The 15,289-nt window shown below is 40.2% G+C and carries 16 protein-coding genes and 1 pseudogene; 3 read left to right on the top strand and 14 right to left on the bottom strand.

Annotated features, from left to right (window positions below; translation table 11 throughout):
- Positions 1–57: 57 nt before the first annotated feature.
- The 6 genes from IFU39_RS00525 to IFU39_RS00500 form a co-directional block, all read right to left on the bottom strand.
- The gene (locus IFU39_RS00525) at positions 58–390 is read right to left on the bottom strand and encodes a hypothetical protein (protein ID WP_197997652.1); all 333 of its coding nucleotides are present in this window, start codon (positions 388–390) and stop codon (positions 58–60) included.
- Between the two features lie 20 nt (positions 391–410).
- On the bottom strand, positions 411–890 hold the full coding sequence (locus IFU39_RS00520) for a hypothetical protein (protein ID WP_076331342.1): 480 nt from the start codon (positions 888–890) through the stop codon (positions 411–413).
- 128 nt (positions 891–1,018) lie between these two features.
- The gene (locus tag IFU39_RS00515) at positions 1,019–1,840 is read right to left on the bottom strand and encodes a hypothetical protein (protein WP_192130964.1); all 822 of its coding nucleotides are present in this window, start codon (positions 1,838–1,840) and stop codon (positions 1,019–1,021) included.
- Between the two features lie 253 nt (positions 1,841–2,093).
- Complete coding sequence (locus tag IFU39_RS00510) at positions 2,094–2,732, bottom strand: hypothetical protein (RefSeq protein WP_192130962.1); 639 nt, start codon at positions 2,730–2,732, stop codon at positions 2,094–2,096.
- Positions 2,716–3,795 (bottom strand): glycosyltransferase, encoded by a 1,080-nt coding sequence (locus IFU39_RS00505; RefSeq protein WP_192130960.1) that lies wholly within the window; start codon positions 3,793–3,795, stop codon positions 2,716–2,718. The genes IFU39_RS00510 and IFU39_RS00505 overlap by 17 nt, the downstream gene beginning before the upstream one ends.
- Positions 3,785–4,444: a glycosyltransferase family 2 protein gene (locus tag IFU39_RS00500; RefSeq protein ID WP_192130958.1), complete on the bottom strand. Its 660-nt coding sequence runs from the start codon at positions 4,442–4,444 to the stop codon at positions 3,785–3,787. Before IFU39_RS00500 ends, IFU39_RS00505 begins: the two co-directional genes overlap by 11 nt.
- A gap of 190 nt (positions 4,445–4,634) precedes the next feature.
- Between IFU39_RS00500 and IFU39_RS00495 the strand changes: the two genes are divergently transcribed.
- From IFU39_RS00495 to IFU39_RS00485, 3 genes are all read left to right on the top strand, one after another.
- Positions 4,635–5,375 (top strand): GT-D fold domain-containing protein, encoded by a 741-nt coding sequence (locus IFU39_RS00495; protein ID WP_192130956.1) that lies wholly within the window; start codon positions 4,635–4,637, stop codon positions 5,373–5,375.
- Positions 5,376–5,558: 183 nt separating this feature from the next.
- Complete coding sequence (locus IFU39_RS00490; protein ID WP_036607821.1) at positions 5,559–5,828, top strand: hypothetical protein; 270 nt, start codon at positions 5,559–5,561, stop codon at positions 5,826–5,828.
- A 583-nt stretch (positions 5,829–6,411) separates the two neighbouring features.
- Positions 6,412–6,600, top strand: a complete 189-nt coding sequence (locus IFU39_RS00485) for a hypothetical protein (RefSeq protein WP_146117051.1) — start codon at positions 6,412–6,414, stop codon at positions 6,598–6,600.
- A gap of 29 nt (positions 6,601–6,629) precedes the next feature.
- On the opposite strand, the gene IFU39_RS00480 is transcribed toward IFU39_RS00485, so the two are convergent.
- The 8 genes and pseudogenes from IFU39_RS00480 to IFU39_RS00445 form a co-directional block, all read right to left on the bottom strand.
- The gene (locus IFU39_RS00480) at positions 6,630–7,397 is read right to left on the bottom strand and encodes a peptidoglycan recognition protein family protein (RefSeq protein WP_105599495.1); all 768 of its coding nucleotides are present in this window, start codon (positions 7,395–7,397) and stop codon (positions 6,630–6,632) included.
- Positions 7,394–7,819, bottom strand: a complete 426-nt coding sequence (locus tag IFU39_RS00475; protein WP_036607828.1) for a phage holin family protein — start codon at positions 7,817–7,819, stop codon at positions 7,394–7,396. The genes IFU39_RS00480 and IFU39_RS00475 overlap by 4 nt, the downstream gene beginning before the upstream one ends.
- Positions 7,820–7,981: 162 nt before the next feature.
- Positions 7,982–8,368 (bottom strand): annotated as a pseudogene (locus IFU39_RS00470) (spore germination protein GerW family protein); the annotation flags it as partial.
- A gap of 56 nt (positions 8,369–8,424) precedes the next feature.
- On the bottom strand, positions 8,425–9,912 hold the full coding sequence (locus IFU39_RS00465) for a recombinase family protein (RefSeq protein WP_192130955.1): 1,488 nt from the start codon (positions 9,910–9,912) through the stop codon (positions 8,425–8,427).
- Positions 9,913–10,243: 331 nt separating this feature from the next.
- Positions 10,244–10,777, bottom strand: coding sequence for a crossover junction endodeoxyribonuclease RuvC (locus IFU39_RS00460; protein ID WP_192130953.1), 534 nt, complete (start codon positions 10,775–10,777; stop codon positions 10,244–10,246).
- A 177-nt stretch (positions 10,778–10,954) separates the two neighbouring features.
- Positions 10,955–11,173: a hypothetical protein gene (locus IFU39_RS00450; protein ID WP_206759540.1), complete on the bottom strand. Its 219-nt coding sequence runs from the start codon at positions 11,171–11,173 to the stop codon at positions 10,955–10,957.
- Positions 11,154–11,288, bottom strand: a complete 135-nt coding sequence (locus IFU39_RS33160; RefSeq protein WP_274599245.1) for a hypothetical protein — start codon at positions 11,286–11,288, stop codon at positions 11,154–11,156. Before IFU39_RS33160 ends, IFU39_RS00450 begins: the two co-directional genes overlap by 20 nt.
- Before the next feature lie 11 nt (positions 11,289–11,299).
- A complete protein-coding gene (locus tag IFU39_RS00445; RefSeq protein ID WP_192130948.1) occupies positions 11,300–15,253 on the bottom strand; it encodes a PHP domain-containing protein in 3,954 nt (1,317 codons plus the stop codon).
- Between the last annotated feature and the right edge of the window lie 36 nt (positions 15,254–15,289).

Raw genomic sequence — 15,289 nt, 5'->3', positions numbered from 1 at the left:
GCCTTTATGCATAAATCCCGTTCTACCTTCATTTAGGCAAAACGGGATGTCTCTCTCTTATCCTCCGAGCGCTTGTGCAAGCATACCGATATCATCTTCAGATATCTCCGTGTAATCCTCGTCATTGAAGGTTCTTTTACGTCTGACGGTCCCATCTTCTTCAACTTCCTCGCCCTCACCGCCACCGAACATGCGAAGAGGTGCTGTCATAAGTTCAACCTCAAATTGAATATATTTCTCGGCTGACTTGCACAGCTCCGCAACCTGAGGGAGTGTGTACTCCCAAATCTCCCACTTGTTCAGCCCACAGTGTTTATGGAGGGTGAAGAAGATTTCTCCCCAGTGAACGGGTTCCTGTGTTTCCGTATCACGGATTTCGGTTCCCTCCAAAGACTCCCCCTCGGTGCGTTCTACTTTTTTAAACCATTGAGTCCAATGAGCATATCAATGACTTTACGAGCTGTGTTCAGATCAAGGTACTCATCCAGATACTCTCGATTAATGATATACTCACCATGCTCATCTTTGGTCACGATATGTGGATAGTTTTTGAATGCCATTGCCAATACATCAAATAGATCCTGCTGCCGCTTTTCGTCCAGTTCGTCATTCTCAGTCGGAATGAAATTAAGAATAATGGCATCAATATTCACCGTTTTCAGCAACTTCATCAGACGGCGTGCATCCTTCAGGTTACATGGCGGAATACGATATTTCCGTCGATCCCGCAGCGTAATAATCTCATCATCTTCAAAGAATGCACGCTCAGCAGCCTCCACTTCCTCCGGAGTCACCCGTTTGTTTTCCGGATCATCTTTGATTCGTTTCGCCGCTTCCTCATTTAGCTTTTCCGCAAGCTCACGCTCGGCTTTTTCTTGTTCGGTTTCCATAAATTTAAAGACCTCCCCAGGACATTCTCCCCCATATAATAAAAAACCTGGCAAGGCAAGGCTCTGTGAAGGGGAGGACACAGATGCCGTTTGATACCTTGCCAGGAGCAATCAACCTTATTTAGATATTAGATCTTGCTTGGTGCGCTGAAGCGTTTGATACTGCCGATTTTTCCGTCAGCACGTTCAGGATCAAGAATCTGCAAGGAGATGGCAGATGTAGAAGCGGCAGCGCGCTGGGCATTGATGCTGAATGTACCTTTTGCACGGCACATGTACAGCTCGGTTTCAACCCCTGCATACGAACCATCTTTTTGCTGGAACGTACCGTGATGAACGACAGAGATTGGGAATGGTACTTCGTCAACCAACAGGTCAACCATGTCTACAGTTTCTTCACGTTTGTAGTTCAGCACAATCTCCTTTTCGATATGAGCAGCATTCAAGATGACTACACCATTCGCTTCGTCGTAGAAGAACGCATTTGGTTCCACGGCCGTTCCTTTGGATGTGAGTTGTTTCAGCAATGTGTTAGAATCTTTGAGACGAACTGTGATGCCACCGTTACTTCCATAGATTTTACTTGCATATTTTGGCTTGGCTTCAGCAAAGCCAGAATTGGATACGCCTGCAGCCACTGTAGACTGCTCATTCAGCACCCATACATAAGACTTCACTTGCTCTTGTACCGTTGAACCCATCATCAACTGGATCGCATCCAGATCGAATTTGGCATCTGTTGCCGACACTTCAATCGATTTGGACTTCACCAGTACATCAATGGCGAACAGACCGTCACCACCAAAGATGTCCTCAAGCTCCACGTTAAGGTCAATTTTCAGATCTTGCAGGGTACCCAGGGTAACTACCTCAATTTCGCCCATCGGATCTTTTGGAAGGCGTTTAGCCATGAACGTACCTACACCTTTGATAATCATTTTTTTAGCCATTGAACAGTCCACTCCTTAGGATAGTATGTAATTTTAGCTACGGAGACTTGCTTAAGCCAGGATCAGGTAAATGACTTGATGATCGGGAGATCCATTTTGTTTAACCCGTCTGGCTGTTCACCGTCTCTGCTTTTTATAGTGTAGAACGCTATCTTTAATCCCTAACGATAATGTAAACGAAATATATTGAAGCACGATTAGCCCTGTCATCTTTGCAAAAGGAATAGTCCAATAAAGGTCAAAGAAAAGACCCCTACATTAGAGGGGCCATTCTGTTTGGCAAAGCATCTATAATTTGCGCTACCTGTTCTGCACGTTCTTTGATCTCAAATTCATCGGCAGTAACCAGATGAACATGTGAGCAGTATTTGCCATGCTCATAGATTCTCTCAGGTGTAATGAAGACAACGTCAGCAACAGCTTCCATCTTGTGTTTGTGCTTCTCGTACTGATCCCGATCGGTCAGCGAATCAAATACGACCAGATCAGGATAGGCTGTCTCGACAGAACTTGCCAGCCGGCTATCGTTCACCCAATAGATTACACGATCACCTTGAAACAACGTACGGACATTATGGCCCACACGGGCTACGACAAAGTTTTGAAGCTCCGGATGGGGATACTCCAAGGCATCTACCTGATAGAACTCATCACTGGAGTTGATATATATTACATTGTAGCCTACTTCCGCGAGTGCTTTTAACAGCCGTTGTGGTCGACGCCCGAATCGTTCACTATGAAAATCGATCGCAGGCAGATATACAATCGTTGTATCCGTGTTTGGGGTGTATGTCGTAACATTGAACTCCGTCGCGTCAATCTCTATTTCTTCAAGCTCAATTGTCGATGTAGTCGATTGGCTACCAAACATTCGTTTAAATATCTTTTTCATTTCTCATACCTCCTATGACCTGATTAATCATCTTCACAGCATCCATTGCCCTGCCATCCCAGCTATTAGACTTAGCCACCCTTACTCGTGCTGCAATTTTGGAAGCACTATTTTCACGAATCGCTTTCTCCAACATCACCCCGCAATTATGCTGATCCATAAAGTAAGTTACATCGCTGTACTTATGAACAATCTCCTCCATACGCGTTGTCAACACAGGTTTGCCCGCAGACAAATATTCATAATATTTGATCGGATCGCAGCCCCGGATCATCTCTGTCAACTTGAATGGCACGATACAGACATCGAATTGAGCAATGTAGGCGGGAAGCACTTTATAATCTTTGTGCGGAAGACAAGTCACATTGGGATGCACAATATTTTTTTGATAGAGGGCATTGTTTCCAATCAAAACAACACGATATCCCTTATCTGCAATAGCGGTAATCAGCGAATAATCCACCCACGATGCCATTGCACCGTGGAAACCCACAATCTTTTGCCCATCATGAACATCGGGGAAGTCGGCCGGTTTGGGCAGAATGACTCGCGCTTTCTCAAAATGTTGGTAATCTGCCCCGTTAGGGCACATAAAGATTGGTTTGCCGTCATGTTTATGTGCCTCGTACATCACCTTGGCAGTCGTGGCAATAAGATCTGCACGGTCAAAACATTTCGGGATGTAGGATTTCCATACAGCAAACTCATCAGCGGAATTATCAAGGTAATCAAATACGGTAAAGTCAAACTTTCGTCCATCCGAATAATTGTACTGACCTGGATTCGAGAACCAGAGTACCTTCTTTCCTTTGACCAGGTGATCGTAGTTCACACCTTTCTGCACAAGGAATAGATCCTCATTTAACTTTTCAATCGGACGGCTCTGCTTTCTGTACGTTTCTTCATTGATAAAGATAGCCCGTATACCTGGAATATTGGAGAAGGCAGTCATCAATTGCTGAGGACGTTGAAACAAGAGGTTCCAGTCAAGTGCGGGCGGGTAGACAATGGTCATTTCTATACTTTCAAAAACCGGATTTTCTCGTTGTTTTCTACGAAGCAACCAATTGAGCAATCAACTCCACCCCTTCCGCATAGGCATGAACGGGACGCAAACGAGTATCTACAAACAGTTCAAATCCCACTCTTCTAGCTTGCTCACAGAATGGTGCATCTTCACCTGTTGGATGAGAACCATATCGAACCCCTGCTTCGATCACTTCACGCTTAATCAAATATACGGCACCTGTCAGTTCTACCGGGAACAAACCCGCTTTGAATTCAGGTATATGTTTTCCGCCGATCATGGCATTATGAGCCTTTAACTTTGGGTGATTCCGTATAAGCATGGAGCATATATCTTTGTCATTATCCATTAACTGCCCTAGGCTACCCTCGGGAATAATGATATCCGTATCAATTGAGAACAGATACTCACAGTCCGATTTCAGAAACTCATCCAGAAGCATATTTCTCAACAACGCCAGATTGTGATAGGAATATTGTCCACGTATATGACCATATGTTCTCCCCAGATGATGAGTTAGATAAGGAATCTGATGACAATCAAGGATATGCTCCGTCTGATCTTCACTATCATTCAGGATATACATATAATGCTTCTGCACTGCTTGTTGCTCAAGCGATTGCAAGTGTCGTTCCATAATCCAAGCCCGGTTTCGTACAGGACTACCTATAAATACGTTTTTCACAGTCCATCCCCTCTCCCTTTTTACATAGTCTAGACTGTTGCTCTATAACCTTCGCACATTAAACAAAAAAGGAGTGATTCCTCAAAAGAAGAGAGAGAACGAAGCATTTTTCCTATTCTAGTACAGAAGGAGTTGATGAATATGTATACCAAACAAACCATTATTCACACATGGAAAGAAGGTGACAGGCATGCTGGGGAGTGTAGAATTAATCCACAACTGGTTCCAAATGGCCTCTGATGGAGAAGCCCATGCTTCTGTTCGATTTGGGGATGCTTCCAACACCATTCTGGCCCACGATGCCGTTCTAACTATGGATTTCATTAAGTCTCATTACGGCTGGTTGAATGATCCTACCTATTGCGGGATAACCTTGCCCAACGCGAGTGCGAGAGAAATTATTGTACACTGCCTGCGAAAAGCGGATTACGTTGGACACCTGATCCAAACAGATCACTGGTATTTCAAGCCATTATTTGATATGTGCCTTGCATATTACAAAGTTGAACCCAGAGAGACCTTCTATGCTTTTGAGAATAATTACATCGCCCGATTTAAGTTATTCTATGAAACTTTCAAGACCATGCCTATTCTGATCTGCGGAGCCAAGGCCGAGCAATATCGAGAAATTCTGGAGCGGAGATACGGGTGGACAAGCATCGTGGGAACGGTGGACTGCCCCTCGTGGTCTCATGTGAGCACAGCATCCAAACAAATGGAACATATCTACCAACAGACACCGTGGAAGCTTGCTCTGGTGTGTGCAGGTGCACCCGGTAAGGTACTGGTTATTAAGGCCAAAGAACTGCAAACCGTAGGTGTTGACTTTGGTTCCGGAGCAGATGTTGCCATTCAAGCCGACAGCGAAAATCTGAACGCATGGGATTACAACGGATTTCCTGATTATTGGGAAGGCAGACCCAAAAAATGACCCTCTCCGGGTCTTTTTTATTGGATAAAACGGTGATTCCAATCCGATTTTATTGATTTAGTGGCTGTTGATAAATTAAACTATCTGCCTTATTATTGTTAAGATAACTCCTAATCTAACCTGGTTTAAACTTGCATGAAGAGGAGCTCTGCTAAGATATTCAAACCGTTGGAGGGAAATGTAATGGCGTACTCGCAGTCAAAGACCGAAATAGTAGCAACACATTTACGAACAAGATTTATGGAAGGTAACGTGGAGGGACATGAGATCGTTGTTGCCTTGATCAGTATGGTCAAAGCTGAGAAGATTAATTTAGATGAGGTTGCCCCTATTCTCTCTACAGTCTTTTTTGAACAACCGCAAGGTATTCTGTTGGCACTCGAAAAAGCTAGCACTCTGATTGATGATGAATTAATTGATTCCATTCTCCACGAAGTAAACGAAAAAGCTTAATCTTACATACAAAGGGAGAGCTTATCATCAGATATTAATTTACAACAACCAGTTATTCTCTCCACACTTTTAGATTAAATAGATTCATCACTGAGAAATTGGACCTTCTCGTTATTTTCTGTCCTCCTCCGCTTATTCTAGTAGTATTACGAAGGAGGGGACACCCATCGAGACAGTCAATAAAGCCATTTTATTTTTAACTGTTATTGAAACCATGCTTGAAGCGCTCCACCATACAGAAGTAGATCAGACAGAACTTGTGGATTCGCTTGTCATGTTAGGTTTTGATCCCATTGAGATGTTGTACGAGACAAATACCATTAGATCTTTCCAAAAGATATGCAGGGCTTTCGCAGAACTCCATCTTACAGATGAGGCCCTGGACACGTTCTCAAAAGAGTAGTTACATAAGCAGAACCCCACATCACATTCGACGTGGGGTTCTGCTTTTTTTGAATTTCGAACCCTTTTTGAACCGGATCAGCTTAACCTTCCCCATCCTGCCTCGTATAGGTCATCTAGGGACCATGGACATCTCCATCGCCCCTGTTGACTCTGACTTAATAAACGAAAGGATGGTTGTATGAGCTCACCCACACCAACACATGTGATGGAGACCAATCAACTCGCTGTTATTGGAGTCGTCGATGAATCCTCGATTCAGACCCAATATGAACTTGAGTATCCTGACCATATCGTGATTATACAACATTTTTATTTTTTGAAAAATCCGGCACACTTTAACTCCTGGTTAACCAGGAGGCATCCTTAGCTCCTAATCAATATGTACTGCTCTCGCGGTTAGGACTTTTTACGTCTGCGCTCATCAATTAAAACTTTCAGTAACAACAATTCTCCATAGGTTAACTTCTTCTTGCGTACCTTCTCTACCCATGCCCAATCTTCAATCACCTTGTCGTTGTAGGCATCTTCAATGAACTGATCAAGTTCATTCCAGGCCCATTGTGCATAATCCAGAACCGTATTCATATCATCATCCTCCGTTACTGATATTTCTTGTAGTGGGTTTAGTTTTATATGTACTGCTTGCTTAAATCTTTCATATTCACCTGGTTGCTTAATCCATGGCAATGGGCATTCCTTCCATCCAACCACTTCTTTATGTGTGAAGAAGACGGGTGGAAAGCCTCGTTGCCTGATTAGGTATACCGCGAGGTCTACAACGTTATTGAATGTATCTTCATGGATACTGCCATCCTTTTCAATGCACATCTCAATGCCCACTGTACTATTGTTCGGATATGTCCCAAGTTTGGCCAGAGCTTCCTTCGTGTATGTTGCACTCCCGCAGTGATAGGCCAGTTCATCATCCGGGAGACTGTTATATATCGAAGTTCGATCTACCGAGAAATGTGCACTTGCATAACGACCTTTCACTGCTTTATTGGAATCTTGCTGTGCCAGACTTGCAAAGTATTTGCTAATGTTCTTCGCGGGCGCCCCGGGAGAAGCCGTATAATGCATCACAATCCCACGTTTTGCTTTTAATTTCAGTCCGGCTCGGCTGTATTTATTCACAGGTATGTAATCCTTAGTGATCTGTATCATGACATCTTCTCCTTATCTTCAACTTGATCTTCATTCCCTCGAAGCTTAAAGAGTGCTGAAGTGATAAACTTCGGTACAGGCAGGCCCAGTTTTCCCATGTTCTCCAAAATACTGATTCCTTCGGTACCAATGATGAACATTAACATTGCATCTCGCATAAAATCATTTGAATTGCCTGCAACCATATCCAGTTGATGTGCAATAATGACAAAAACAAATGTCAATGACTTACGAGCAAGCCCCCACCATCCAACCCTGCTGGATAACTCCTTCCTATACCATGCAGACAGCACCCCTGTGATGTAATCCAGCCCTACAAAGATGGTCACTGCAATAAACAGGTGATCAATTCCTCCTACCAAATACACGACTGCCGATAGCAGCCAGCCAAACAAAACCATGAACACGGTATCTCTGTGCATTAACGTTCCCCCTTCAATAACCTATTTCATGTCTAGGTTAGGCGGATCATAGACATAAGTCTCATGTAATACGGAAACCACCGAAAAAACACCTCACCATTCGCTGAACAAACAGCAAAAATCCCTCACGCTTGGATGCGGGAGGGATCATGACCAACTGATTCAGCTATAGGTTGATGGATCTGGTGTTACTGGTACATCTGTTGTATTCGTTGGTGTTGTATTACGTTGGAACATGCCTTGAATTCGATCAAGAACATAAGGCGTAGAGTCAATGAGTTTCTCAAACAGATGTGTGGAGTTATCGAGTGGCACAATGTGTACCCCCTGTTTACCTACCACCAGGAACGCAATAGGACGTATGGATACACCGCCGCCACTACCTCCACCAAATGGAGAAGCCACTTTTGCTGAACTGGCATGTTCAGCAGAGGTACCCGTAGCACCACTTTTGCCATTACTTTCTCCATTGACGTGAAAATCACTACCACCGGCAGCAAATCCGAATCCCACCTTACTGATTGGCAGTATCACGGTACCATCTGGTGTTGATGAAAGAACCAGTTAGCAGGGCCTATTTAAAAGCCTTTATACACATTAAACCCCTAAAGAAAATTTACGGTTACCGTTGGCTTTTCATCGAAATCATTCTTGACCCATATTACATTGTGAATGATACTTTTGTAAGCCCGATTAAGCTCTTTAGGGTCTTTCGTTTCTGAAATCTGATTTAGTACATCATTAACGCTGATGAGCATATCTTCATTTTTAGCATTCAAGGTATTATCAAGTTGTGTCTTTATTACTCTATATTCTTCTTCGAGTTTATTGAGAATTTCATTTGCACGATTTAGCCTCTCCAAATACTTCTCTTTTGTGTATGTTCCATCTTCTAAAAAATCGTGTATCCGTTCAATTGCGTTTTCTTGCTTTTTAATTTCTTGAACTTTTGTTTGCGCAATGTCGGCTAGGTTACTCATATCAGATGAACTCAAACCTTCAGCAATTGCGTCCTCAATTTGTTTCTTTTTAATGATCAAAGCATTTAAAATGAAGTTTGTTACCACATCTGATTTGTCACCTAAGTTGCTACATCTCTCACCAAATGGATTCCGATGAGTACAAGATTTTAATGTGTCATAACTTCTTCCTGTTCTTTTTTGTATAGACATGGTGTGTTTGCATTTACCACAAATAACTAATCCAGATAGTGCATTTTTCCCAGATCGGCTTGCTTTGGGCGTTTTAATCTGAGAACTGATGATGAACATAATCTTGTCATGTTCGAGTTGAGTCTTAACTGCTGTATGACAATTATTATAAATGATCCATTCATCTTTGGGCTTGTATACCAAGTCGCCTGTGTTGGACATTTTTCGCTTCTTCCCCACGACCACCTTACCTAGATGAACTTCATCGCACAGTATCCTTCTAACGACTGCTGGATTCCACATTCCATCTCTAGGAGATCTGATTCCCATTTTATTAAGTTCCCAAGCAATGTCTGTACTCGACCATCCACTCATACATTTTTCCACCATAAATCTGTATGTAGGGAGGTTTTCCTCGACAGGTTCAGCCCTTCCTGTTTGTGGATTTCTAATATACGGAAATGGTGGGACTCCGTTACTCCATAGCCCTTGCTTGGCATTTCTCGCTTTACCTTGTCTGAAACGTCTTGCTATTTGCTTATACTCCATCCGAGCCATCATACCCTCAAATTCAGCCATGAGCATATCGGTATCATTGTTGTAGTCATATACCCTTTGAGGAGTAACCAAAAGAGTTTCAGATCTGGCAAATAATTTGCTCAGTGTTGCCCTATCAACTTCATCACCACGACTCAGACGGTCAATGTGGATTACAAGTACAGCATCAAACATACCCTGCTCAATATCGCTCATCAGTTCAGTCATCTTGGGTCTCATCGAGATAGAGTCTGCCGTTCCAACTTCAGCGTATTCTACAAACGCCCAATTGTTTTGTCCACACATTGCCAACAGCTCTGCTCTGTGCTTTTCTAAATCTTTCTCCTCATCACCACGTGATTTACGCAGATAAACCGCCACGTGTTTTATTACATATTGATTCAATGTACGACCTCCCAACTGGGTTATTTACGAACATCACACGTTTGGTTGCATAATCAATTATAGTACAAAAAAAGCCAAGCTGCCAAGTAGCAACATGACTTTTCTATGTATTATTTTCTTCTTTTATTGTCCATTAAAATCTTAATAAATGTTTTACAGTTTTCCACAGATGGTTCCCCATTGATAATCAAAGTGCCAAGGTTCGGGATATCATATGTTTCCGAGTTATTTTGTTTTTTCAGATCAATCACCTCTAATTATATCTATTTCCAAGTAAAATTTAAATATTCAATCTCTATGTATTATTTAATTGTCTATACTGAACCAATATCTAATTTTTGATCTTCTTCTTAGTAGTATCACACTTCTTTTTACTTAATGGCTTAATCCATTCAATCTTCTCAGTTTTAATTAAATATGTTAGAGCTACGGCAAAAGAATCTGATTCGTCTTCATTCTTAAATTCTATATTCGAGTATTGCTTATGTATGGTGTCTTGAACATATTTCTTTGTTGCATCTCCTCTGCATATGGCTTCTTTTACGGTCTTAGGGGGATAGTAAATCTGATCAACCTGATGGAATAGTTTATTGACTACCCCATGCACCCTATATATGACTTGTGTACTCAAATTAAATTTACTGAAACCTCGCTCAATTGTTATGATATACGGAGGGTACTCCTCTAGGATATTGATTATTTCATCTTCTATGTATTTAAGTTTTTGTCCATGAGTTGCAGACTTTTTAAAATGTGATGTTGAAATACTTGTAACCAGTACTGGGTTTAAACTATCCAAATCAAAGATAGTTACTCCTGTACACTCCATACTTAAATCAAAACCGTAAAGATATATTTTACTCATATCCACTGTCTCATTTCTTCTAATTTTATCTTAGTCAATTCTTGTTCTCTAGCTGTTGCTTTCTCGTAATTCTCAATGTTCATATAGTCCAAATCTAAATATTCCTTCAGCTTGTCCAACGTGTACTTCTCAATTTGCTTATGTAAGTTCATATCGTGCTCAATAAGATTCAATCAATCATTCCTCTCCTGCAATTAATCGTTTAGCTTCTACTGCTTTAAATAAACAATCATATGTATCATGCACACATACTCCATACACATCTAATATCTCTTCACCTACATTTATTACTTCTTTGCATCCATAGCAATTTGAGTATTGAATGATGCTCTCTTGTGGGTCTGGAAAGTGGATATAGTAATACTCGCTTTCGAATCTATCCATTTGATTTTCCATTCTGCTCATGCAAAAGTTGAATAAGAACAGTTCCAACTACTTCCTCATATTCAGTCTTAGTGAGCTCCCTACCGATAATCTGTTCCATCTTTTCCTTGCTGAGTTTGTGCTCCATATATAATCCTCCTATACTTTTACTCTCTCTTGGGATACTTTAATGTTTCCTTTGCTATCAATCTTATCGATAAGCATTGTAGTATGCCTCACATTTGAGTCCTTATATCTATACGGTCTAAACTGTGATCCTCTTCGATATCCATGTAAAACAAGTTTATTTCCACGAGTAAACCAACTTTTCTCAAGAATCTCTTTCGAGCCGTCAGACTTGGGTCTTGATACTTGCTTATTGTAGTTCGCAAATGCCCCATCATAATACTTAACTGTGACTACTCCATCTACTGTTAATAATGTAACTGTATTTTTATTCTTGTCCTTATCTAATACGGTTCCTGCTATTGTACTAAGCTTAAACTTTGGTCTGCTTCCGTAGCGTGATTCTATTGTTCCAATTACAACTGGGTCTTCAGATAATTCTCCGTAATTAGTGATGCCATATCTCTCGTTATCAATATCTTTAAGTTCATGCTCTGTGTAGTAAAATGATAGTGAATCCATTTCCCACTTACTAATTGGCCCATCTGCATATGTATTCCATTCATTTTGGTACATTTTTTTATTGAACATTTCTAAGACTTCTACAGTTGACAGCCACTCTTTTATTCCTTCCATTTTCTTGTCATATTCCTTTTTGAAGGTTGACTCTTTGATCACTGGGAAGTTGCCACTGTAATCAACAATCCCTTCACCTGAAAAGTGTTCATAGTAGTATGGAGTAGAGACTTTATCAAGAACATAGAATTTTTCTTTGTCTTCCTTTTTAAATACCCTTTTCATTACATATTTTCTAAAGTTGAAAGTCTTACTGTAAGTTTCCATACCATCGGGGATCAATTTATTTTCAATAACAGCATTAAGATTTTGAAGATTAAGTTTGGTTTTTGGTGTATATAGTAGCCCAACAAATGCTTTCATAATTTCCAATCTAGTGCCATATTCCTCAAAGCAACCTGCCTTAATAAGTTGAATAACCTGTGATTTCTTTATTTCAGAAGTTTTGTACATTCGATCAATGAAATCGTTAAAGTTTGAATATGGTCTATTCCTAATAATATTCTGAACGACTTCATCACCAATTCCATTAATACCTTTGAGACCAAAGATGATTTGATTATTCTCTATATCAGGCTCAAAACCAAATCCTGCTTTGTTGATACTAGGCAAACCAATATTCACACCTCTTGCTTGCATGTTACCGATGGCTGCTGCAATTTTACCGTAATTCGTTGATTGTGACTTGTGGTCTTCTTCATCTTCATCATTGCTACTGTCATCCACTGATGCTGAGTTAACAGTTAAACAGGCCGTTCTCCAATAGATTGGATCGTAGTTTATATTCAAGTTAGCTTCTTGAAGGGCTATAATAGAGTATGCAAGTGTGTGAAGAATTGAGAAGGAATATCCAAGCTGTCGAACAATCTGAACGTTCCATACATAGTCTATAATTTCTCTTCGATTTCCAAGTTCCAATCCCTTACCATAGAAAGTGTTCTTGATGTCTTCAATTTCTTCCGCTTTTTTCTTTGCAATTACTTTACGTAGTTTATTTGCATCCTTGATACCAAAACCAGCAATCTTCTCATCCATTGACAGCAGCATAATTGATTCCTGCGTGTCTGCTACACCATTAAGTTTAAGCAGATGCTTCTCCATAGTTGCAATTTCATCACTATTCAATTGATGCTTATGTAGTTCTGAGTACCACTCCGAAATATCATTTTTAAATCGGATAAAACTATCAATCGGTGATTCTTTCCCATGACCAGTACCCATCAGACGCATTAATGAGTTTGCTGAAGCCAATTCAATCAGGTTTGTGGGTTTAGTTCTTTTTACAGTTTGTACACCAATTTCGGTTGAAAACTGAAAAAGGTCTGTAATACTATCTTCACCAATAAGCTCATAGACCTTTGGACTTGCAATATCAATCTGTGTTGGATGTAGATATTTATTGTATGTAGCTCTTAAACTTCCTTGCCATTCCATTAAGTTTCTTTCGATCAGCTTGTCTAATGAAACCCTGATTTTATCTAAACCTTCTATTGTAAGTAGATCAAATTTCATATTAGAAACTGCTTCACAATCTTCAAGCGATAACTGAGTAACATGCGTACCGTTTGGGGCAGTCATCATTGCATTAGTTTTATAATACTCTTCATTAAATACAATAACTCCACTAGCATGAATACTACGTTTATTGATCAATCCCTCAATCTTCATTGCAACCTGTAACCAGTTCTCATGTTTACTAATTTCGTTAATAAATTCTGTTACTGGTTTTCTTTCCTTTTCCTCATCTCCATTGACACACTCGTTTAATGTCCAACTACTTCCACGTTCAAATGGAACTAATCCCGAAACATACATTGCCGTGTCACTGTCAATTCCCAAACCTCTAGCTGCTGTTTGAATTGCTGATTTGGAGGCTTCAGTACCAAAAGTACAAACTTGTAATACTCGATCCTCTCCAAAGTATTTCTTTAGTTGTCTGAAGATTTGATTCCGTTTAGCCGCTTCTGTATCTATATCCACATCGGGAAATTCGGGACGCTCTGACGTTAAATGTCTCCAATGGGGCATTTCAATACCATATTCGAGAGGATTTATTTGTGTAATACCTAACAAAAAACAAATCAGATAGCCAGCAGCAGAGCCACGAGAAGGACCAACTAAACTGTTTCCACAATCATCATCCCAAATTACATTAACAATCTCTCGTGTTGTGATGTAATAACTCGCAATAGATTGATTTAGATTCTCTGAGATTTTCCACAGTTCACCTAATTCTGTATCAATTCGACCTGCTACTTCATGTAATTTCTCTTTACTATATGTATTGTAGGGCATTAGTTCATAAAATCCATCTTCAATCAACTTAACAATATATCTATCCTGATCATTGGGTGCATGAGCCATCTTGTTTATGTATTCGTATTTGCTGTAAATTGATCTGAATAATCCTCTAAGTTGAAAATCAGGGAGTTCAATTTTTGGGATAACAGTTGGTTTAAGAATCGTATAGTCTTTAATTTTTTGTCCAATTGCCATAGTGTTATCAAGTGCTCTTTTAATTACATCATGACTCAGGTAATTTAATCGTTCATTTATTTCCTCGTGATTCTGCACAAATGTGGCTTCATAAAAGGCATCAACTTCACGTTCACCTTCTTTAGCATTCAGGAACGCTTTATGAACAATTCGGTCTTCTGGTCTTAGATAGTGACTGTCTGTTGTAACTATGTATTCAAGTCCAAAATTATCAGCCAACTTGAGTAATTCCTTATTACAATAAATTTGCTCTTCACTGTATGCAGGTTGCAACTCAAGATAAAAATCCTCTTTACCGAATACTTCTATACACCAATCTGTGAAATCACATACTTTTTGATATGCTATTTTTGCCTTTTCTGAATCACCCACCTCTAAATAGCGTTTCATTTCTAAGAGTCCTATACAGTGAGGAGATCCAAGACATGCACTTGAAGCAATTAAATGACCGGGATCTTTAGCAATTACAGATTTAAGAAAATCTTTAACTGTTGGAGTTCTTAGCATTGGCCCTGTAAAATAAGATTGACCCCAAGCTACTGAGCTCATGTGTCTAATCTGCTCGTGTCCAATTTCATCCTTAGCCAATAAAATAAAATGCGGAAACTTGGTGACTCCACCTGATTTATAGTTGTCTCTTACTTCTTCAAGACTATCCACTAGGTAAATTTCATTGCCTAGAATTAGTTTGAAGTCCTTATCGATCTTACCCTCTTTTTTTAATTTTTCTGTTGCTTGTATTGCTTTCACATGCGAAGAGATTGATTCATGTTCTGTGAATGCTACACCCTTATGTCCCATATCATTGGCGGTTTGTATCAGATCATCTATTCTGTTTGTCGTATCACGTAGTTTGAGGTTTGATCCTCTATCTGAGTGATTGTGGAGTAGAATAGACTCGCATTGATTACACAATTGGTTAAGTCACCCTCCTCATTCTTAATCAAATAT

The organism is Paenibacillus sp. CFBP 13594 (assembly GCF_014842675.1).
Taxonomy (GTDB): domain Bacteria; phylum Bacillota; class Bacilli; order Paenibacillales; family Paenibacillaceae; genus Paenibacillus; species Paenibacillus amylolyticus_B.
Note: the sequence above shows the minus strand (reverse complement) of the source record. Positions and strands in the feature narration are given on the sequence as shown.